Source organism: Hyalangium sp. (genome assembly GCF_045802625.1).
In the GTDB taxonomy this organism is placed as follows: domain Bacteria; phylum Myxococcota; class Myxococcia; order Myxococcales; family Myxococcaceae; genus Hyalangium.
The window spans coordinates 1-21,092 of the sequence record NZ_JBJMQP010000139.1; the positions used below are offsets into that span (position 1 = coordinate 1).

General features: G+C 69.3%; 15 protein-coding genes. 11 read left to right on the plus strand and 4 right to left on the minus strand.

The window, feature by feature from the left end; all coding sequences use genetic code 11:
• The first annotated feature begins 302 nt into the window (after positions 1 to 302).
• The 4 genes from ACJ8AT_RS25605 (at position 303) to murQ (ending at position 3,809) form a co-directional block, all read left to right on the plus strand.
• Positions 303 to 1,004 carry an HAD family hydrolase gene (locus ACJ8AT_RS25605; RefSeq protein ID WP_407740478.1) on the plus strand — a complete coding sequence of 234 codons (702 nt, stop codon included), beginning with the start codon at positions 303 to 305 and terminating at the stop codon, positions 1,002 to 1,004.
• A 51-nt stretch (positions 1,005 to 1,055) separates the two neighbouring features.
• Complete coding sequence (locus tag ACJ8AT_RS25610) at positions 1,056 to 2,567, plus strand: NAD(P)-binding protein (protein WP_407740479.1); 1,512 nt, start codon at positions 1,056 to 1,058, stop codon at positions 2,565 to 2,567.
• Positions 2,568 to 2,667: 100 nt separating this feature from the next.
• Positions 2,668 to 2,859 (plus strand): 50S ribosomal protein L28, encoded by a 192-nt coding sequence (gene rpmB / locus ACJ8AT_RS25615; protein WP_407740480.1) that lies wholly within the window; start codon positions 2,668 to 2,670, stop codon positions 2,857 to 2,859.
• Positions 2,860 to 2,882: 23 nt separating this feature from the next.
• Positions 2,883 to 3,809 (plus strand): N-acetylmuramic acid 6-phosphate etherase, encoded by a 927-nt coding sequence (murQ, locus tag ACJ8AT_RS25620; protein ID WP_407740481.1) that lies wholly within the window; start codon positions 2,883 to 2,885, stop codon positions 3,807 to 3,809.
• A 14-nt stretch (positions 3,810 to 3,823) separates the two neighbouring features.
• Here murQ and ACJ8AT_RS25625 read toward each other — a convergent pair whose 3' ends face one another.
• The gene (locus tag ACJ8AT_RS25625; RefSeq protein WP_407740482.1) at positions 3,824 to 5,206 is read right to left on the minus strand and encodes a DUF2314 domain-containing protein; all 1,383 of its coding nucleotides are present in this window, start codon (positions 5,204 to 5,206) and stop codon (positions 3,824 to 3,826) included.
• Positions 5,207 to 5,288: 82 nt separating this feature from the next.
• Here ACJ8AT_RS25625 and ACJ8AT_RS25630 point away from each other — a divergent pair, with 82 nt between their 5' ends.
• The 5 genes from ACJ8AT_RS25630 to ACJ8AT_RS25650 all read left to right on the plus strand — a co-directional run bounded on the left by ACJ8AT_RS25630 (position 5,289) and on the right by ACJ8AT_RS25650 (position 14,910).
• A complete protein-coding gene (locus ACJ8AT_RS25630) occupies positions 5,289 to 6,446 on the plus strand; it encodes an anhydro-N-acetylmuramic acid kinase (RefSeq protein WP_407740483.1) in 1,158 nt (385 codons plus the stop codon).
• Positions 6,443 to 7,615: a GTP-binding protein gene (locus ACJ8AT_RS25635; protein WP_407740484.1), complete on the plus strand. Its 1,173-nt coding sequence runs from the start codon at positions 6,443 to 6,445 to the stop codon at positions 7,613 to 7,615. Before ACJ8AT_RS25630 ends, ACJ8AT_RS25635 begins: the two co-directional genes overlap by 4 nt.
• Before the next feature lie 158 nt (positions 7,616 to 7,773).
• Positions 7,774 to 11,643 carry a protein kinase domain-containing protein gene (locus tag ACJ8AT_RS25640; protein ID WP_407740485.1) on the plus strand — a complete coding sequence of 1,290 codons (3,870 nt, stop codon included), beginning with the start codon at positions 7,774 to 7,776 and terminating at the stop codon, positions 11,641 to 11,643.
• Between the two features lie 163 nt (positions 11,644 to 11,806).
• Entirely contained in the window at positions 11,807 to 12,865 is a 1,059-nt protein-coding gene (locus ACJ8AT_RS25645; RefSeq protein WP_407740486.1) for an ADYC domain-containing protein, read from the plus strand.
• Positions 12,866 to 12,921: 56 nt separating this feature from the next.
• Positions 12,922 to 14,910: a CHAT domain-containing protein gene (locus tag ACJ8AT_RS25650; RefSeq protein WP_407740487.1), complete on the plus strand. Its 1,989-nt coding sequence runs from the start codon at positions 12,922 to 12,924 to the stop codon at positions 14,908 to 14,910.
• Between the two features lie 63 nt (positions 14,911 to 14,973).
• Here ACJ8AT_RS25650 and ACJ8AT_RS25655 read toward each other — a convergent pair whose 3' ends face one another.
• The gene (locus ACJ8AT_RS25655; protein WP_407740488.1) at positions 14,974 to 16,062 is read right to left on the minus strand and encodes a DUF4388 domain-containing protein; all 1,089 of its coding nucleotides are present in this window, start codon (positions 16,060 to 16,062) and stop codon (positions 14,974 to 14,976) included.
• A 41-nt stretch (positions 16,063 to 16,103) separates the two neighbouring features.
• On the opposite strand from ACJ8AT_RS25655, the gene ACJ8AT_RS25660 reads away from it, so the two are divergent.
• On the plus strand, positions 16,104 to 17,039 hold the full coding sequence (locus ACJ8AT_RS25660; RefSeq protein WP_407740489.1) for a metalloenzyme: 936 nt from the start codon (positions 16,104 to 16,106) through the stop codon (positions 17,037 to 17,039).
• Positions 17,040 to 17,052: 13 nt separating this feature from the next.
• Complete coding sequence (locus ACJ8AT_RS25665; protein WP_407740490.1) at positions 17,053 to 17,943, plus strand: peptidase MA family metallohydrolase; 891 nt, start codon at positions 17,053 to 17,055, stop codon at positions 17,941 to 17,943.
• 68 nt (positions 17,944 to 18,011) lie between these two features.
• On the opposite strand, the gene ACJ8AT_RS25670 is transcribed toward ACJ8AT_RS25665, so the two are convergent.
• Together ACJ8AT_RS25670 and ACJ8AT_RS25675 are read right to left on the minus strand one after the other, a co-directional pair.
• Positions 18,012 to 19,736: a TldD/PmbA family protein gene (locus ACJ8AT_RS25670; RefSeq protein ID WP_407740491.1), complete on the minus strand. Its 1,725-nt coding sequence runs from the start codon at positions 19,734 to 19,736 to the stop codon at positions 18,012 to 18,014.
• A 105-nt stretch (positions 19,737 to 19,841) separates the two neighbouring features.
• The coding region (locus ACJ8AT_RS25675) for a nucleotide sugar dehydrogenase (protein ID WP_407740492.1) at positions 19,842 to 21,092 on the minus strand (1,251 nt) is incomplete at its 5' end.

A 21,092-nucleotide genomic window follows, 5' to 3' on the forward strand; every position in this document is an offset into this window, starting at 1 on the left:
CCCTGGAGGGTCACCCTCGCGGCACTCGGGCTCTTCCCCGCGTCCTGGGGGCCCTCGCACCCCACGAGTCCAATCAGCAGGACAGCGCTCAGCAGTGCTCTTCTGGGACATCCGCTCATGTGATCACCCGCGCTTTTCTGGGCTCAAAGCTGCTTTCTGTTATTCTGGTTTTGCCTTTTACACTCCATGTGTACGTTTTACAAGGAATATATGATTTTACAGTTTTATTGAACTGGGCTGACAGGGAGCCAGGGGGTCCTTCTCTGATCCCCGCGAGGCGCCAGACGCGGTAATCCTGGGCCATGGCCCTTCCCGCGCTCCTGCACGCCGCCATCTTCGACATGGATGGCACCCTGGTCGACAACATGCGCTTCCACTCCGAGGCGTGGGTCTCCCTCTCCCGGCGCCTCGGCATCGACGCCACCGCCGAGCGCTTCGAGCGCGAGTTCGCCGGCAAGAAGAACGAGGAGATCCTCCCCGTGCTGCTCGGCCGGGCCGTGGCGCCGGAGGAGCTGGCCCAGCTCGCCGAGGAGAAGGAGACCCACTACCGCAAGCTCTATGGTCCTCACCTCGGGCTCATGCGCGGCGCCGAGGCCTTCATCTCCCGCCTGCGTAGCGCCGGCCACCGCCTCGCCGTCGCCACCGCCGCGCCTCCTGGCAATCGCACCCTCGTGCTCGATGGCCTGGGCATCCGCTCGCTCTTCTCCCGGGTCGTCGGCGCCGAGGAGGTGGTCCGAGGCAAGCCCGCGCCGGACATCTTCCTGACCGCGGCCCGCCACCTCGAGGTGGCTCCCTCCGCTTGCGTCGTCTTCGAGGACGCGGTGAACGGCATCCTCGCGGCGCGCTCGGCCGGCATGTTCGCCGTGGGCATCACCACGACCACGCCCCCCGAGGTGCTTCGCGAGGCGGGCGCCCACTGGGTGGCTGCCGACTTCGCCACGCTCCCACCGGAGCTGGAGGCCCGGCTGTTCGGGAACACTTCACGCGCGGTGGGTGGGCGGTAGGCGCGCTAGAAAGGCGCCAGAAGCCGGGACGTTGTGTAGTGTGCCCCTCGCATGGCCACGCAAGCAGCCAGACTCCAGGTCCCCACGGGTCCCTCCCGGCACGTCTATGACGTGATCGTCCTGGGCAGCCAGCTGGGCGGGGCGCTCGCGGCCGCGCTCCTGGCCAAGCGCAGCCACCGGGTGCTGCTCATCGATCACGACGGCACCGGCACGGGCTACGAGCACGGCGGCTATGTGCTCCCCTACGCGCCCTCCATCGCCCCTTCCCTCAAGGCGATGCCCTCGGTGGAGGAGGCCTTCACCGAGCTGGGCCTCACCACCGCCATCCAGCGCGCCCTGCGCCCTCACCTGCCCGAGCTGCAGCTCATCCTCCCGCGCCACCGGGTGGACCTGCACACCGACCCGGCGCGCCGCCGCAACGAGCTGACGCGCGAGTTCGGCGAGACGGCCGAGGGCCTGCTCTCGGCGCTCACCGCCACCGCCTCCCAGCACGAGGCCAGCGACGCCTTCTTCAAGGAGCAGCCCGCCCTGCCCCCCGATGGCTTCTTCGAGGCCTGGGGCCTGAAGAAGAAGATCGGCCAGCACCCGGGCCTGGAGACCCACCCGCGCCTGTCCAACAACACTCCGCCCGGGGCGCTGCTGCGCGGACTGCTCCCCTTCCTCATCTACCTGGACGAGCCCACCTCGCCCCTGGCGCTCACCCGGCCCCTGTCCCAGGCCCTCCAGGCGCCCCAGCGCTTCCCCGGCGGCAACGAGGGCCTGCGCGAGCTGCTCGTCCGGCGCCTGACCGAGCTGGGTGGAGATGTGCTCACCCGGGAGAACGCCGAGAGCTTCGTCGTCGAGGAGATCTCCTTTGATGGGGCCCGCTTCGCTGGCGTGAAGCTGGTGCGCTCGGACGTCATCTACCGGGCCTCGTGCATGGTGGCGGCCATGGACTCGGGGGCGCTGCGGCGGCTCGTCACGGACCGCAAGCGGCACCGCGGCCTGCTCGAGCAGCTCGATGCGGCCTCCACCCGGTCCATCCTGTTCTCGGTGAACTGGGTGGTCCCCGCCGACGCCCTGCCCCGCGGCATGGGCGAGCTGCTGCTGGTGGAGACCGAGGACCCGGAGCTCAAGCCGCTGCTGATCCAGGTGCACCCGGCGCGCACGCCCGGTGGCAAGGAGGACGAGTCCCTGCGCGTGGTCTGCGCCGGGGCCTTCGTGCCCGCCAGCGTGAGAGACTTGGGCGAGGAGCACATGCAGGCGCTGGCGCGGCGCATCGACGCGCAGCTGGATCACCTGATGCCCTTCTCCCAGGAGAAGCGGGTGCTGCGCTCGGCGCCGTACCTGGATGCCTCGGGGGTGCGCGGCAGCAGGCTGATGCCCCACCCCCTCTACAGCTTCGAGGCGGAAGCCTTTCTGGGCGTCACGGGTTTGAAGCAGCGCACGCCGGCGAAGAACATCCTGCTCGCCGGCCGGGAGGTGCTCCCCGGCCTGGGCCTGGAGGGCGAGCTCCTCGCGGGGATGCGCGCCGCGCGGCTCGTGCAGGAAATGCTGAAGAAGAAGAACCCCCTCAAGGGCTGAGGGGCAAAACCGGGTGGATTTTCAGGGGATTTCTGGTAGGTTCCGCCGCTCTTTTCGGGGCAGAGCCTGTAGAGCCCCTGTTTTCAAGGAGTTGGCTGTCATGGCGTGGAAGTGTGACATCTGTGGGAAGCGGCCGCTCGTGGGCAACAACGTCTCCCACGCGAACAACAAGACCAAGAAGCGGACGCTGCCGAACCTCCAGAAGATCCGGGCCAATGTGCAGGGCCGTACTGAGCGCGTCCTGGCCTGCACCCGCTGCATCAAGGCGGGCAAGATCACCAAGGCCGCCTGATCCCCGGGCAGGGCACTCGGAGGGTGGGCCGGCCGCGTTCAGCTCCGCTCGCGCCACCGCCCACCGAGCGGCTTCACCCCCAGGCGGATGATCTGGACCTCCTCCCCGTTGAGGCGGTCATCCGCCGCATGCATCAGGAAGACCTGGCTGCCGTTCGAGCGGTCCGTACAGCGCTCCCCTCCGTGGCGGAAGCGGCTCGGGCCGTGGCGGATGCTTTGCGGGCAGGGGGCCGGCTGCTCTACGTGGGCGCTGGTACGAGCGGACGGCTCGGCGTGCTGGATGCCAGCGAGTGCCTGCCCACGTTTGGCGCTTCTCCCTCCCAGGTTCAGGCCGTCATCGCCGGTGGCAGGCGGGCGCTGACTCGCGCGGTGGAAGGCGCCGAGGACGACCAGGCCGCTGGGGCCGAGGCCGTGCGCCACTTCCGGGCGAGCGCGAAGGATGTGGTGTGCGGCATCTCCGCCAGCGCCACCACGCCGTATGTGCTCGGGGCGCTGGCCGAGGCGCGGCGGCGCAAGGCGCGCACGGTGCTGGTGTGCTGCAACGCGCCCGGGCCTCGCACGCGGGTGGAGATCCTGATCCTGGCGCCGACGGGGCCGGAGCTGGTCGCGGGCTCCACGCGGCTCAAGGCGGGCACGGCCACCAAGCTGATCCTCAACGCCCTCACCACCGCGGCCTTCATCTCGCTGGGCAAGGTGTACCGGGGCCGGATGGTGGACGTGCGTCAGGCGAACGCGAAGCTCCGAGCGCGGGCGGTGCGGATGGTGGCCGAGCTGACGGAGCTCCCGCTGGCCCAGGCTCGCCGGCTGCTGGGCTCGGCGGGGGGCTCGGTGAAGGTGGCGCTCGCGATGCACTTCACCGGGCTGAGCCGAGAACAGGCCCAGGCACGGCTTCAGAGCTCCACCCTCCGAAGCCTCGAGAAGCCCCAGGCCCGGAGTGGCCGCCGCTCATGAGCTCCTGAGCGGCCTCACTGCCCCTGGCGGCGCATCAGGATCAGGCTGCTCTCACCGCCCTCCTTCTGGCCCTCGGGGTTCATGTAGAGGTAGTCCACCACCTCGGCCTCGGGGATCTCCACGCGCGAGCCCAGGCGCAGGCTGCTCACGGCATCCGGCTCGTTGCCGAGCGTGCCGCGCCACTTGCCCGCCTCCCACGAGGTGATCTCCACCCACATGAACTCCTGGTCGCCATCGTCGGTGCGGAAGCCGGCCTTGAGCACCAGCTGCTCCGGTGGCCGCAGCCCCTTCACCACGCGCTCCCTCAGCTCGACGAGCCGCGCCCGAGCCTTGCGCGCCACCGCCTCCAGCTCCGGGTCACCCGGCTTCACGGGAACGACACCATCGGGTTGCGGCCCGAACAAGGCATCCAGCGCGGCCACCTGTCGCGAATGAGCATCCCCGCTGCCGGGGAAGCCCAGCTCCAGCAACACGTTCTCCGAATCGCCCTGGTCCCTTTGGGCCACGAGCGCCTTCAACTTCACGCGCCGGGCAGCCCCCTTCTGCACCCGAGCCTCGATCTGGCCGCGCAGCTTGCCGTCCTTCAGCTTCGCCAGATCCACGTCCAGCGTGCCATCGGCGGAGATCCCGAGCCCCTCCGCCAGCAACTGCGCCACGACGTTGACGAACCGCCCCATGTCCTGGGACAGCGACGGCGGCACCTGCTCCACCACCAGCTCGGGCAGCCCCAGCTTCGCCATCCCGAGGCTGATCATTCGCAAGGCCTCTCCCTCCCGCCGATAGACGTGGAACGTGACGTGAGCCGGGACGAAGGGCACGCCCGCGCTCCAGCCCTCCAGCCGGGCCTCCTTCCAGCTCCGAGGCGAGAAGTACTCCCGCGTCTCGGCATCCCACAGGAAGGCGCCGTGCTGGGTGGCGAGTTCGTGGGCAAAGCGCATGGCCTCCAGCAGCGCCTCATTGCGCTGCTCGAAGGGCACGTGGAACGACAACAGCGTGGCCTGCCGCGCCCCTATCAGCTGCTTGCGCTCCTCGGCCTCCAGGGTCCGGCCGAAGTAGCGCAGCGACTCTTCGTCGATGGGATCCAGATCCTTGTCGGAGGCCGGCTGCACCACGACCTCGGGCGTGAGCTTCCCGGGCACCTGTGGGGCGCTGAGCTTCGGGTACTTCGCCGCCAGCAACTTGCGAGCGCCCGCCACCACGTCGGCCTTGGGAGCAACCGGGTGGAACAGCAGCACCGAGTAGGTGAGCTCCAAGGCGTGGAGCTGGGCCCTCGGAAAGGGATTGGCGGCGGGAACGGGAGGCACAGCCTCCGGCTTGCCCGCGAATGCCAGGGGAGCCAGGAGCAGCCACGAGAGACCGAACAGCCAGCGTACCGTAAACGCGCGAAGCAGTTGCATGGTACCAGAGTGCCACAGTCAGGGACTCAGCAGCAGTGACTCCTCCGGGCGCATGTGGCCCCGGCGGCTTACACTCCAGAACATGAGCCCGCGCCCCTTCACCCGAGTGGATCCGAGCCGTCCCCGCCTCTGCGTGGGGTTGATCTCCGGCACCAGCGTGGACGCGGTGGAGGCGGTGCTCTGCAAGATCGAAGGCACGGGTGCCTCGGTGCAGCTCCAGCTGCTGGCCCACCTCTCGCGCCCCTTCCCGCGCGAGTTCATCCAGCGCGTGCTCGGCCCCCAAGATGCTCGGACGCTCTGCGAGCTCAACTTCGAGCTGGGCGAGCGCTTCGCCGAGGCCGCCCAGGCCGTCATCGCCCACGCGGGCCTGCGCCCGGGAGACGTGGACGTCATCGGCTCGCACGGGCAGACCCTGGCGCACCTGCCCTCGAGCCTCTCCACCACCCCCTCCACCCTGCAGATGGGCGAGTCCTCCGTCATCGCCGAGCGCACCGGCATCCCCGTGGTGAGTGACTTCCGTACCCGGGACATGGCCGCGGGAGGCCAGGGGGCGCCGCTGGTGCCCTACTTCGACTGGGCGGTGTTCCGGAAGCCGGGCGCGGTGCGCGCGTTCCAGAACATCGGCGGCATCGCCAACGTGAGCGTGGTGCCCGAGCGCATGGACGACGTGCTCGCCTTCGACACGGGCCCCGGCAACATGGTCCTGGACGGGCTGGCGCGGCGGATGACAGGCGGCACGATGCAGTGCGATCTGGACGGGCAGCTCTCGCGCCAGGGCACCGTCATCCGCTCGCTGCTGGCGGAGCTGCTGATGCACCCGTTCTTCGCCCTGCCCCCGCCCCGGAGCGCCGGGCGCGAGGGGTTCGGCGAGCCGCTCGTCTCCTTCCTCTGGGAGCAGCACCCGGACAGGCCCGAGGATCTCCTGGCCACCGCGCTGGAGTTCACCGTGGAGGCCACGGCCCGGGCCTACGAGGCCTATGTCCTACCCCGTTTCAAGTCCTTGGAGGCGGTGTACGTCTCTGGAGGTGGAACCCGGAACCCGGCGCTGATGGAGCGGTTCTCGGCGCGGCTGGCCCCCCTGCCGGTGCGGACGGTGGATTCGTTGGGGTTCCCAGAAGGTGCCAAGGAGGCGGCCTGTTTTGCCCTGCTGGCGGCCGAGCACCTGGTGGGGGCCCCCTCGAATGTTCCGTCGGCGACTGGCGCGAGGCGCCGAGTCGTTCTAGGTAAGCTCACACCGTGAGCAGCGTGAACCTGTTGGCCCGCGAAGTGGCCGCGAAGATCGTGTTCTATGGGCCCGGCTTGTCGGGCAAGACGACGACTCTGCGCAAGATCTACGAGACGGTCCGTCCAGCCCACCGCGGCGAGATGATGTCCATCGCCACCGAGGGCGACCGCACCCTCTTCTTCGACTTCCTGCCGGTGAAGGTGGAGCGCGTCAACGACTGCTCGGTGCGGCTGGCGCTGTACACCGTGCCCGGCCAGGTCTTCTACAACGCCACGCGCAAGCTGGTGCTGCAGGGGGCCGACGGGGTGGTGTTCGTGGCGGACTCGCAGCCGGAGGCGTTGGACTCCAACCGCGAGTCGCTCCAGAACCTGGAGGAGAACCTGCTCGAGCAGGGCATCCGCCTGGACCGGTTCCCGCTGGTGATGCAGTGGAACAAGCGGGACATCGAGAAGGCGCTGCCGGTGGAGCAGCTGAGGGCGACGCTGAACACGCGCGGCGCCCTCGAGTTCGAGACCTCGGCCACCAGCGGCCAGGGCGTGCTGGATGCGCTCAAGGCCATTACCCGGCTGGTGATCAAGGACCTGAGGGCCAAGCGCATCGTCCCGGCGCCGCGCGCCACGCCCAACCCGGTGGCTCCGGGCGCGGGCCTGGAGGCGCAGCTGAGCCAGCACCTGCCCTCGCGTCCCTCCCAGTCCATGCCCACGGTGCAGCCGCCCGCGATGACGCCTCGCCAGCACGCGTCCTCGACGACGATCGCGGCGGTGGCACCGGCACCGGCGGCGGCGGCGGCCCCACCGGCCCGGATGGAGGTGACCCCGAACTCCGCTTCGGTGGCCGTGCCTCGCACGGTGGGGCAGCGCGCGCTGGGCCCGGCGACGGCGCTGGCACCGGGGGAGCTGTTCGACCATGCCCGCGCCGCGGAGACGTCCTTCGCCAGCGGCCAGTACGGCATCTGCGTGACGGCCTGCATGGACGCGGTCCGCAGGGCGCTGGCCTTCGCGGGAGAGGGCACGCTGGCCCAGCAGGGTTTCCTGCTGCGGGTGGATGGGAGCGACCTGCTGCGGCTCCAAGGGCTCTCCAGCAAGGTGGACACCGCGCGAGTGGATGACGCGGCCTTCGCGCTGTACTTCGTGATGCAGGTGTTCACCCGGCTGAACGCGGTGGGCCTGCCCGAGACGGCTTGATCGCACAGTCCCGGTTCGCTCGACAGGGAGGCTGGGCCTCAGCCTGAGGGCCCGCCATCCAGGCGGCCGCGTGTGGGCTCGTTGTCAGCCGGGTAGGCAACTGAGAGACTGGCCGTCCAGGCCCAATGGAATCTTCAGACCCACGCGGCGGACAAGATGTGCAAGGTGCTCCCCCTGCGGGAAATCAGTCCCGCACCGAGGACGACACCCAGACGCTCCCGGGCGCCGCCAAGGGGGGCGCGTCTTCCCATGACAAGGACGAAGCGCCCTGGACTCCGCCCGCCGAGTTCGACGAGTTCCGCATCCAGGGGGTGATCGGCCACGGTGGCATGGGAGTCGTCTACCTTGCCCAGGACACCTCCCTGGGCCGCGACGTGGCGGTGAAGTTCCTCGCATCGCGAGAGCCGGATCCCACGGTGATCGAGTACTTCGCGACCGAGGCACGCACCATCGCCCGTCTGCAGCACCCCAACATCGTCACGGTGTACCGAGTGGGCGCGGTCGGTGGGCACCCCTATATCGTCTCGGAGCATGTGGTCGGAAAGAGCCTCGCGCAGCTCCCGCGGCCCCTGCCGTGGCGGCAGGTCCTGACTTTGGGGCTGGGCCTGGCCCGGGGGCTGGCGGCGGCCCATCGCCAGGGCATCCTCCACCGGGACGTCAAGCCGGCCAATGCGCTCGTCACCGCGAGCGGCGAGGTGAAGCTGCTGGACTTCGGTCTGGCGGAGCGGATCGATCGCAGCATGTCGCTGCGCTCCGTGGGCACGCAGACGCTGGCGGGTACGCCGCGCTACATGGCCCCCGAGCTTCTGCGCGGCGCGCCAGCGACCCCTCAGAGCGATCTCTACTCGCTCGGACTCACCCTGTATGAGCTGTGCACGGGCAGCCTCCCGCCGCATGCGCTCGCCCAGAAGCTGCCCGATACCCTCCCTCCACAGGAGCTCGTGAATGCCGAGTCCCCGGCGGAGGAGGCTCCTCCGATCCCCGCCGAGTCGCACGTCGATCCAGACTTCGCCGCGCTGATCATGCGCTGTCTGGCCCCCGTCCCGTCCGAGCGCTTTGCCTCGGCCGAGCTGCTGCGCGAGGCCCTGGAGCGCCTCGAGGCCCCCCATACCGCCGCGCCCCTCACAGGGAATCCCTACCGGGGCCTCGCCCCCTTCGAGGTCGAGCACCGGGCGCTCTTCTTCGGGCGCAATGGCGACATTCTCGACGTGCTCGATCGCCTGCACCGCCAACCCCTGGTGCTCGTGGTGGGAGATCCAGGAGTGGGCAAGTCCTCGCTGTGCCGTGCGGGCGTGCTTCCCCGCGCGGTCGACGAGGCCCTGGACGAGGGCCGTCAGCTCTGCACGATCACGCTCTGGCCGGGCCGCCGTCCGCTCCACGCCCTGGCCTCCGCGCTCGCGCCGCTGTTGGGCCGGAAGGAGGCAGAGCTTGTCACCGCGATCACGGAGACTCCGGACCAGCTCGGGCAGACGCTGCGCGAGCTCTTCCACGGGCGGCGCGGCCTGCTGCTCTTCATCGATCAGCTCGAGGAGCTGATCACCCTGGCCGACCCGGTGCAGGCGAAGCAGTTCGCCACCGTCCTGGGTGAGCTCGCCCTGCCCTCCCCGGGCGTGCGAGTGCTCACGGCGGTGCGCGGCGACTACCTGACGAGCGTGTGCGCGCTGCCGGGCCTGGCCATTGAGGTCGGGCGAGCGCCCTACATCCTTCAGCAGATGAAGCCCGAGCGGGTGCGCGAGGCCATCGTCGGTCCGGCGCGCAGCCGAGGCGTCGCCTTCGAGTCCGAGCACCTCATTGACATCCTCGTCGCCTCCACGTTTCACGGCACGGGCAGCCTGCCCTTGCTGCAGTTCACGCTCGCGGAGCTGTGGGAGAAGCGAGACCCGGCGCTTGGCCGCATCACCGGCAGGGCCCTCACGGAGATGGGGGGCGTGGCGGGAGCGTTGTCACGGCACGCGGACGAAGTGCTCTCCCGGTTGAGCCCGGCCGAGCAGCAGGCCGCACGGCAGATGCTCGTCCAGCTCGTGACGACCGGCGGCCGGCGCGTGGTGCGCAGGGAAGACGAGCTCGTCTCGCAACACTCCGCCGCCTCCCGTGCCGCCCTCCTCGCGCTCGCCGAAGGCCGGCTCCTGCACGCGCACACCGAGGGGGGCCGGGCCCGGTACGAGATTGCCCACGACGCGCTGATGGTGAGCTGGGGCACGCTGCGCAACTGGCTCGATGACGACATTGGCCATCGCGCGGTGCGCCAGCGCGTCGAGGCGGCCAGCGCCGAGTGGGAGCGCCTGACGCACGCCCGGGATGCACTGTGGGGGCAGCGTCAGCTCGACGAGGCGCGTCCACTGGATCCCTCCACCCTCACCCCTCGCGCTCACGCCTTCCTGAACGCGTCCCACCGGGCCTTGAGGCGCCAGCGCTGGGGCCGGTACCTCACCGCGGTCCTGGGCGCGGTGGCCCTCGCGGCCGTCTATGGCTGCCTTCGCCTGCAGGGGTACCTTGAGGACTCGCGCTTCAGCGACGAACAGCTCGCAAAGGCCCGGGAAGCGCTGGACGCGAGCCATGCCCAGGGGGCTCGGGCGTCGGAGCTCCGAGAAGAAGCGCTCTCGATGTTCGACGGTCAGCCTCCCCCCTCCTCCAGCTTCAAGGTGGCCTCGAACCCCCATGATCTCCGAGCCGCCGCCGAGCGGAAATGGGCCCAGGCGCTCGAACAGCTCGACCAGGCGGACGAGTCCTACGTTCAAGCCACGCAATTCCTTGAACGCGCGCTCGATCGCAGACGCGGCCTCGAGGAGGCGCGTGAGCTCCTCGCCGAATCCACCTACGATCGCATGCTCCTCGCCGAGCTCTTCCACCAGCAGCGATCGATCCGCGAGCTGCGGGGACGGCTCGATCGGCTGCTCGAAGATCTCAGCGACCGCGAGAAGTGGCAGAAGCGACTCTCCAAGCCTGCTGTGCTCGAGCTGGTGACGGAACCTCCCGGCGCGCAAGTCGAGATCAGGCGCTACGTCAGCGACTCCCAGGGAGTGAGCCACCTGGGCCCCCCGCTGCCGCTGGGCCCCACCCCCATCGCCGGGAAGGAGCTGGACGCCGACTCCTATCTCCTCCGCATCACGCGGCCCGGCCACGTCCCCGTGGACCTGCCCCTGCTCCTCACACGCGGCGCCCGAGAGCAGATCCGCCTCACCCTGCCAGCCGACGTGCCTACTGGCTATGTCTACATTCCGCCCGGCTGCTCCCTGCTGGGCAGCGCTGATCCGGAAGAGGTGCGGGCGTACATGAACAGCGCACCGATCCACCAGCTCTGCTTCAGCGAAGGGTTTCTGATCGGGCGGACGGAGGTCACCTTCGGGGACTGGCTGGATTACCTCGAGGACCTCCCGCCCGATGCACCGGCGAGACACCTGCTCGATCAGCCACGCTTCAACTCCTTTGGGGCGGTCACGCTTCGGAACGAGCCCGGGCGCGGCTGGGTCTTCTCCTTCTATCCCTCGGACACAGTCCCCCGCCCGGTGCCGGAGAACGAGCCCTTTCGCTACCCGGATCGGCCCCGGAACCAGGTGGCCAACTGGCGTGAGTTTCCCCTGTCCGGAGTCTCCTCCAAGGATCTCGAGGCGTACTTCTTCTGGCTCAGCCGCAAGAAGCATGTGTCGGGAGCCCGCCTGTGCACCGAGTACGAGTGGGAGCGTGCCGCCCGCGGCGCCGACGGCCGCGCCTACCCGCATGGCGACCGGCTGCAGCTTGACGACGCCAACATCGATCTGACCTACGATCGGCAGCCCAGCAGCTACGGGCCCGACATGGTGGGCGCCCACCCTGCCTCCGTGAGCCCCTTCGGGCTGCTGGACATGGCCGGCAACGCGTACGAGATGACGCAGCCGGCGACGCAGGATCTCGCGCGCATCGTCCTGCGCGGAGGCGCCTGGTACTACACCCCCTTGGACGCGCGTGTGGCCAGCCGCTCGCCCGGAGATCCCACGCTGCGCGACGTCTCGATTGGCGTGCGCGTGTGTGCCCCGTTCTCTCCCCGGTGAGCCCTCGGGAAGGGGCGTGAGTCCCGTCACACATAGCGTGTGATGGCGTTCACAGCCCAATTCGGGAGCTTGTTGGAAAGTCAGCAGCAACTCGCCCTTCCCCAGGCGCTTCGCCGGGCGGAGGGACGGGCCTGCGTCTGCCTTCAACCCGGAGAGGTACCCCATGAAGCGGCTCACTCTGTCGACCCCGTCTCTGATCACCTGCGCGTCTCTGCTGCTCACCACGCCCGTGCTCGCCGGGAGCCCGTCCTCCGCCCACGCAGCGGAGCCCGCGCACTACGCGCAGCGGTGCCAGAGCCACTCCCCGGACCGCAAGCACGGCCCTCAGGGCACGATGCTGTGGGGCACCCGGCGGACGTGGAGCTCCCAGCAGGAAAGCGATGAGCGGCGCAGCGTGCTCGTCTCGGTGGACCTCACCGCGCCGCTCGAGACCGATAGCCAGGTCGAGGCCCTGCAGGTGAAGGACGGACGCCTGGTGGCCTCGCCCGACAGCTCCACCAGCCTGGTGGGCACGGTACTCCAGGGTACCTCCAGCGACGGCAAGCCCGTGGAGGTCACCGTCTGCGGCGCCGAGCCCGCGCCGGAGGATCCCTCCATGGTCTGGTACCACATCGAGGCCTGGAACCCGGTGGCGCAGGAGTGGGAGAACCCGTGCGTGGCCACCGGCCGCGTGCCCGATCCTCGGGCGCTGGCGGTGAGCGGAGTCTGGGACGCCAGCGGGGCGCACCATGACGTGCCGGGCCGGTTCACCCTGGCGTGCGAGACCAGCGTCATCACCAAGTGCATCAACTGGGGCTACAAGCCCTGGGCTCGCCACGACGGGCACTCGCTGGCCGAGCTGCACCAGGCCTGCACGCGCATGGCCCGCGCCGACTACTGCGGCAACGGCCGCAGCCACACCCACGAGGGCACCACCATCGACATGTATGACCGGTTCGGCCTGCTCTCGCCGACGACGGAGGCCTCGGCGGACTGGGATCCCTCGCGCGCCTCGTTCGAGGCGGCCTGGGAGACGGACGGTGCCACGTGCCTGTCGCACACCCGGGATGGACGCCCGATGGAGACCATTCTTCAGGAATGCCCCGAGCGTTTCCAAGCGAAGCCGGGCGATGAGCGCAACTGCGCGGTGCGGCGTGAAGGCACGAGCCACGAGACGGCGCTGCTGCGCAACCAGTCCTACGGAGAAGCGATGAGAGCCGGCAGCCCCCCACAAGGCCGATAGGCCCGCGAGGGGGGTTGCGGGGGCATGGACCGCAACAGAGTTCACGGAGCAATTCCATGTGGCGAGCGATCGGATGGATGTTGGTGGTCGGCCTGTGCTGCGCGGTGAGTGAGGCGGCCGGCCAGGAGTCACCGAAGGCGCGGCAGCCCGAAGCGCGCCCAGCCCTGGAGGAGCGCTCCAGGCTTCAGCAAGCCGGTCAGCCCTCCCCCGACGTCGTTCAGACGCTCAACCGCCTCGGCCAGCTCCGGCTGGCGCAGGGCCAGGTGGCCGAGGCTGTGCAGCTCTTCTCGCAGGCGTTCAATCTCTCCGAGGAGCGCCTGCGCCGGGAAGCGCCCGCCCTCTCCGAGTCGCGCCTGACGGATCTGATGCGGTCCCTGCGCCGGGATGAGGATCGCCTCTACGCCCTGCTGCGCATGTACCCGGACGACGCTGGCGTGCAGCGCCTGGCCATGACGTCCGTGCTGCTGCGCCATGGCCGCTCCGTCGACGAGGCCGCCAGCACCTCCCGGATCATCCACCGCGGTCTCGGCCCTCAGGAGCGCCTCGCGGCCGAGCGGCTGCAGGCCCTGCGCGCCCAGCTCGTCACGCTGTCACTCCAAGGCCCTGGCTCGCTCTCCGATAACGATTACCAGCAGCGCCTCGCGGAGCTGGCGGCCCAGGGCGATGCGCTCGAGGCGGCTCTTGCCAGCAGCTCGGCATCGCAGCGCACGCGCACCGCGCTTCCGCTCCCCGCGGACATCGTCGGCCGTGTGGCCGCCAGCCTGCCCCGTGACAGCGCCCTCATTGAGTTCGTTGCCTACGTCAATCGCCCGCTCGTCCCCGAGCGCGAAGCGCCCGTGAGCCCGGATTTCAGCCAGCTGCGCTACCTGGCGCTGGTGCTCTTCCCCGATGCCCGCATCCGCGCCATCGACCTGGGAGCGGCGACGGACATCGACAGCGCCGCCACGAACCTGAGCAATGCCCTCGCCGACAAGGACGCGGCCTATCAGGTCCAGTCCGAGCAGCTCTACGCCCTGGCCTTCCAGCCGCTGAGGCCGCTGCTCGGCGACACCCGCCGCCTCTACCTCGCGCTGGATGGCCAGCTCAGCTTCATCCCCTTCGACGCGCTCCACGATGGCCGTCGCTCCCTGATCGATGCCTTCGACTTCACCTATCTGAACTCGGGCAGGGATCTGCTCCCCCGGCCCGAGGCGCTCGCCTCCTCGAGCTCGGTGGTCGTCTTCGCCGATCCCATCCTGGGCTCTGTGCCCACCACGCACTCCATCTCCGAAGCACCGATGCTCGCGATGGCCGAGTTGCCTTCCATGTCCACGGCTCTTCCCATCCAGCGTGGGGAGCTGGCCGATACGCCCTGGTTGCCGCTCCCCGGGACTCGCCAGGAGGCCGAGGCCATCCAGCACCTGTATCCCCAGGCCCAGCTCTTTCTGGGTGCCGATGCGACCAAGGAGCGGCTCCTGCACCTGAGTGCGCCCGCGGTGCTCCACTTGGCCACCCACGGCTACGTCCTCGACGGAGCGACCGCCCCCGAGGGCTCCCGCGGGCTCGGCCACGTCGCCACCTTCAGTGGCACCACCTCCGCGCCCCACCTCCGGGACTCCATGCTGCGCTCAGGGCTGGTGCTCTCCGATACCGAGGACTCGACGCGGACCTCCGCCGGCGGCAAGCCGCGAGCGGCGGGGACCATGGTCACCGCACGCGAGCTGGTCGGGCTGGACCTGTGGGGCACCGAGCTCGTCGTCCTGTCCGCCTGTGACACGGGCCGCGGTGAGGTCGAGCTGGGACAGGGCATCTACGGACTGCGCCGCGCCTTCCAGATCGCTGGGGCGGAGACCGTCGTCACCAGCTTGTGGAAGGTCAACGACAATGCGACCCGCCTGCTCATGGAGAGCTACTACCACCACCTGAAGGCCGGAGAGGGCCGGGGTGAGGCACTCCGAGACGCCATGCGAACCCTGCGCAAGACGCATCCCCACCCCCACGACTGGGCGGCCTTCATCTCACTGGGCCGAGACACTCCGCTGCGCTCGCTGGGGACGCGCCCCTAGCTGTCTCCGGAGCCGTAGCGGCTTCGGCCTGACGAAGGCGCTCACAGACCCCACTCAAGGGCTTCAGCGCATGGGCATGGTGAGCTGGACCAGGCCCATGCGCACCAGCTTCGCCAGCGTGCGCAGGGTGTCCAGCTCGCGCGCAGGCACCGCGAGCACCAGCGTGGACACGTCCCAGCCACCATTCACCAGCCCGGCGATCTGCCGCTCCTCGGGCTTGAGCAGCGCCATGCCCTCGGGATCATGCACCGGCACCGGCACCGCCACCGGAGGCAGCTCCCCGTAGAGCGCCGCCACGTGCTCGCGCTGCACCATGCGGGCGAACTCACGCACGCGCCGGTCCGCCGGATCACTCGCCAGCAGCGAGGCGCAGATGATGCCCGCCGAGTCGTACTGCCCCTCGCGCACCAGCACCCCGCCCTTCTCCAGCATCTCCGCCACCGGATCCGCCTCCACCTGCGGAGCGCCCTCCACCTCCACCAGCTTCAGCCGCAGCAAGTCGAACACGCGCCGCGTGACGGCCGAGCGCGACATCCCCATGGACAGCCGCAGCCGGCCCAGGTTCTGCGGGGTGGCGCACAGCGTGAGGATGACCCGGTGCAGCAGCGGCTGGCTCGCGCTGGGAGGCGCCACCGCGCGCACGCTCATGGCGTCGATGGGCAGGGCCTGCTCCACGTCTCCCTGCTCATCCACCCAGCGCAGGGACTCGAAGAGCAGCTCGCGGATGCTCATGTCCGAGGGCACCCAGTCCTCGCCCGTGCGGTCCGCGTCCTCCGTCCAGTGGAAGGTGCCGCGGCCCGCGATGGTCAGGTCCATCATCGAGCTGAACAGCTCCTCGCGGCCCATCTCCCGGACCAGCCGCACATCCACGCCATGGGCGGCGAAGGCCTGCTCCACATCGGGAGTGCGCTGCAGCTCGTCGAAGGAGGCCAGCACCCGGTTGCCCGAGCACAGCCGGGCCAGCTCCAGCAGCCGGGCCACGCGTTCGCGCAGGCCTCGGCTGGCGGTGGCGATCACCTGGCCGGAGAGGACGAAGATCTTGCGCTCCCCCGCCTCCCAGGACAGCTGCAACGTCCCCGTCTTCCGGGAGCCATCGAGCCACTGCAGGAGTTCAGGAAGCGGATAACTGAAGAGGTCGCCGTGAAGGGCCATGGGTGACGGATTCCAGAATTTCAAGGATACAGTCAGAGGCCGTGCGCGTCGCGCTCCTGTTCATCGATGGTGTGGGTGTAGGCCGGAAGGACCCGGCGGTGAACCCGCTTGCCGAGAGGGGCCACCTGCTCTCCCAGTTCTCGGACGCACCGGGCCCCCCCTTGCCCGAGGGGGGCAGGTGTTTCCCGGTGGACACGACCTTTGGCGTCCCGGGCCGTCCACAGTCGGCCTTCAACCAGACGGCCATTCTCACCGGAGAGCCCGCCCCCGTCCTCATCCAGGGTCACGTCCTGGGCTACCCCAACCCGCCCCTGAGGCGCTTGCTGGCGGAGCGCTCGCTCGTCCAGCGGCTCTTGGCCCGAGGGCGCACCGCCACCTTCGCCAACAGCTACGCGGCGCCGTACCTGGATGCGCTGAAGCTGCCCCGGCGCGAGTCCACCTCGCCTCCTGAGTTCACCTTCCCGCCGGGAGTCCAGCGGCGCCTGAGGCCCTCGGCGTCCACGCTGGCCTTCGCCGCGGGGAAGGTGCCGCTGCGCACGCTGGATGACGCTCGAGCGGATGAGGGGCTCACGCACGACATCACGGGCGACCACGCCTTGGCCCGCGGGCTGTCCGTGCCGCAACGCACGCCGGAGGAGGCCGCGCGCATCTTCTGGCGGGTGGCCGAGGGGATGAACTTCACCTTCTTCGAGCACTACCTGGCGGACGAGGCCGGACACGCGCGGGACTTCGGCGCGGCGTTCCGAGCGCTGGACACCTTCGACGCCTTCGCCCGGGCGGTGGTGGCCATGCGCCCGGCGGATGCACGGGTGCTCATCTGTAGCGATCACGGCAACGTGGAGGATCTCTCGACACGGAGCCACACCCTGAACCCCGTGCCCGTGCTCTACTTCGGTCCACCGGCGGCCGAGGTGGAAGCGCTGGCAACCGTGGCCGACGTGGGGCGCACGGTGTTGCGCTGGCTGGACGCGGAGTGAGGAGCGCGTGAGGGTGGGCTGGAGCCACAGGCGAGCGGGGCTCGGCGCGGTGCTCGCGCTGGTGCTGGGAGCGGGGTGCGTGTCTCCCCTCTCCGAGATGAGGGCGGACGCGCAGCCTGTCCAGACGGAGGTAGGCACTGTCCGGCTGGAGTACCCGCCCTCGGAGGCGCGGGGTGCGGCCATGGTCCGCGCCTCCATCGAGAAGGCCGGTCCCCGGCTCGCGAAGTGGGGCAAGCTCCAGCAGCCGGTGACGGTGCGGATCCACCGGGATCACAAGACACTGGAAGAGGCCGCGAGGCACTCGGGCTACGAGTGGCTGCGAGCGTGGACGCGCTACGACGTGCTGGACATGCAGGCCCCGGACACGTGGAGCCCGGTACCGGCCACGCAGCAGGACCTGGATGAGACGATGCTGCACGAGCTGACGCACGCGGTGATGTACCAAGCGGCGGCGGATCTCGGGGGCTGGCGGCAGAAGAAGATCCCGGCCTGGTTCCGCGAGGGGATGGCCACCTACACGGCGGAGCAAGGCTACCGCTGGCCCACGCTGGAGCAGCTCGCCCGCACGATGGATGAGCACCCGAAGTGGGAGCCCCTCCTGCGTCCGGAGGCGCTCTACCAAGACGAGATGCCAGTGGCGTACGGCGCGGCCCACCACGCCTTCACCTTCCTGGTAAACCGGTACGGGGAGGGCACGGTGCGAGCCCTGCTGGAGCAGATGCGCCAGGGTCCGGACTTCCCGACGGCCTTCACGAAGACCGTGGGTATTACGCCGGAGGCCTTCCTCCGAGACTTCGAGCGTTACCTCCGCCTCCGAGGCTTCCGCGGAGGACGGCTGTTGCATCCAGCCGAGTTGGCCCCGGCAGAGCCTTTGCCGGAGAGCCCTACTCCCCAGAAGCCTTGAGCCCGTCGAGGCCGAAGTGCGTGCGATCCAGCGCACGGCACTCCTCCCTCTGACGGAAGCGCAGCGGGCTAGTTCTTGGCCTCGGGCTGCGAGGAGGCCGCGGGGCTGGTGAGGATCGGCGGGCGGTCCTTGCCCTCCATCGTGCGCTGCAGCTCGATCTCCTGCAGCAGCACCGCGGGCGCCACGGTGGACACGGGCACCATGCCGCTCTCCGCGCCACAGAAGCCGTTGAAGACGCCCTGCTTCTGCCCTGAGACGACGACGCGGTTGATCGCCGACAGCGGCGTGCCGACGATCTCCACCCCTCGCACCAGCGACTCCTTCCCGTCCCTCACATCCACCCGGTACACCATGCGCGGCACGCCCTTGAAGGCCTGGTAGCCGAAGCTGGCCGTGTTCGTGTTGCCACCCGTGATGTCTCGGATGATGAGCCCGTAGGGCTTGCCCTGCCGCTTCGCCTCCGCGATGAGCTGCCGCTTCAGCTCCTCGTCACTCACCTGCTTCGAGGACTCGACGATCAGGTTCGCCATGCGCGCCACCGGCTTCTGGCTGCTCTGGCTGCGACCGTGCCCGTTCGACTGCAGGAACCCCTCCACCGGCTGGCGCGACAGCAGGTAGTTCTTCAGCACGCCCTTCTCCACCAGCGCCACCCGCTGCGCCTTCACGCCCTCCTCATCGAACAGGTAGTACCCATTGACCGGCTCACCCATCATCGCGCGGACGGAGGGGTCGTCGTAGATGGAGAGGAAGCCCGGCAGCACCTGCTTGCCCTCCTGGCCTCGGAAGGTCTTCCCCTCGCGGTCATCGTCCTGCCGGTGCCCCTCGAGCCGGTGGCCCACGGCCTCGTGGAAGAGCACCCCCGCCGCCTCGGGCGCGAGGATGGCCGGGCCCGTGTACGGATCGATCGCGGGTGCCTTGCGCAGCGCCAGCAGCTCCGTGATGACCTTGTCCGCGTACTCGGCCAGCTTCGCCTCGTCCGGCAGCCCCGCCTCGGTGGGCGAGTAGTAGTCCCGCGAGTCGTCCAGGAGCTGTCCGTCGTCGGCTCGCGTCACCGCCGTCACGTGCACCCCGTAGAGCGTCTCCTCGGTGACGATGCGGCTGCCCTCGGTGGAGACGAAGAGGCGCTTCACCTTGTCGGCGGTGACGTGCACGTCCGAGTCGAACAGCTCCGGGTGGGAGTTGAAGCGAGCGGACACGTTGCGCGCCACCTGCCTCCAGTGCTCCCGATCGAACGGGAACGCCACCGGCTCCTGCACATAGGTGTTCGGCTTCTCCTTGGAGAAGGAGGGCGGACGCTTCGGATCCTCCACTGTGTAAACATCCTCGCCCTTCTTCTTCAGGAACTGGGTGAGCGCGGACTTGTACTTCTCGTCCGTCAGCAGCCACAGCGCGGTGCGCAGCGCCATGGGCGAGTCATCGAGCGGCCCATCCGTGCGCGCGTAGTAGCTGGTGCCCTTCGTGGAGATCAGGAAGTCCATCTCCTCGGGCACCGAGCTGTCGAACTCGTACGAGCCGACACGCACGTCCACCGCCAGCCGGCGATCGCGCGAGACGGCATCCGTGAAGATCGCGCCATAGCGCGCGGTGATGTGGAACTGGTCGTAGTCCTTGAGCTGGTAGCTCATGAAGTACGGGGGCTCGTGGCCCTTGAGCTGAAGCTGCTGATGGTTGCGAGCCAGCTCCGACGCCATGGCATCCAGCAGGCCCTGGCGAGGATCTGCCGGAGGCGCGGCGGCGAACAGGAAAGCAGAAGCAGCCAGCAGGGGGAGGACGGGCGAGAAAGGAGGTCGCACGGCCCCACTGTACCCGAGCCACCCCGCAATGCATCGAAGGTCCTCACCGCCCCCGGACAGGAGCGGCGAGGACCCTCGCTTGGGAGGCAATCGAGCCGTGGACGGCTAGGCCTTCGTCACCTTCTCACGCCCCGGCCCCACCCGCTTGGTGGCGTTGCGCGTGTCGATGACACACTGGGACTTCTGCACCACCATGGCGTAGTCGATGCACGAGTGGTCCGTGAGGATCACCACCGCGTCGTACTGGCCCAGCGTCTCGGGCGTGACCGGGACGGAGGTCATCTCGTGGTGGAAGCCGTGGCCCTTCTCCAGCTTGGGCACGTACGGATCGTGGTAGCTGACCTCGGCCCCCTTCTCGATGAGCAGCGAGATGACCCGCAGGCTGGGGCTCTCACGCATGTCGTCGATGTCCTTCTTGTACGCCGCGCCCAGGCACAGCACCTTGGCGCCGTTGAGCGTCTTCTTGTGCTGGTTGAGCGCCTCCATGGTGCGCTGCACCACGTAGTACGGCATCTGCGTGTTCACCTCGCCGGCCAGCTCGATGAACTTGGTGTGGAACTCGAACTCGCGCGCCTTCCACGTCAGGTAGAACGGATCGATGGGGATGCAGTGCCCACCCAGCCCCGGGCCCGGGTAGAAGGGCATGAACCCGAACGGCTTGGTGCTGGCCGCCTGGATCACCTCCCACACGTCGATGCCCATCCGGTCGCAGAGCATCTTCATCTCGTTGACCATGGCGATGTTCACGCAGCGGAAGATGTTCTCCAGCAGCTTGGACAGCTCCGCCACGCGCGTGGAGGACACCGGCACCGTCTCCTTCAGCGCGCTGGCGTACAGCGCCTGCGCCACCTCCAGGCACGCCGGTGTGAAGCCGCCCACGATCTTCGGGATCGTCTTCGTGTTGAAGCTCTTGTTGCCCGGGTCCTCACGCTCGGGGCTGAAGGCCAGGTGGAAGTCCACGCCCGCCTTCAAGCCGTTCTTCTCCAGCAGCGGCTTGAGCACCTCCTCGGTGGTGCCTGGGTAGGTGGTGGACTCCAGCACGAAGAGCTGGTTGCGCCGCACGTACGGCGCCAGCGCCTCGCCCGTCTGGATGATGTACGTCATGTCCGGCTCGCGCGAGGCCGTCAGCGGCGTGGGCACGCAGATGACGATGCAGTCCATCTCCGCCGCCTTGGCGAAGTCCGTGGTCGCCTTGAGCTTGCCCTCGGTGCTCAGCTTCGCCAGCGGCTCGCTGGGGATGTGCTTGATGTAGCTCTCACCCTTCGCAATCTTGTCGATCTTGCGCTTGTCGATATCGAGCCCGGTCACGGGGAAGCCGGCCTCCGCGAACGCCATGCCCAGCGGAAGCCCCACGTA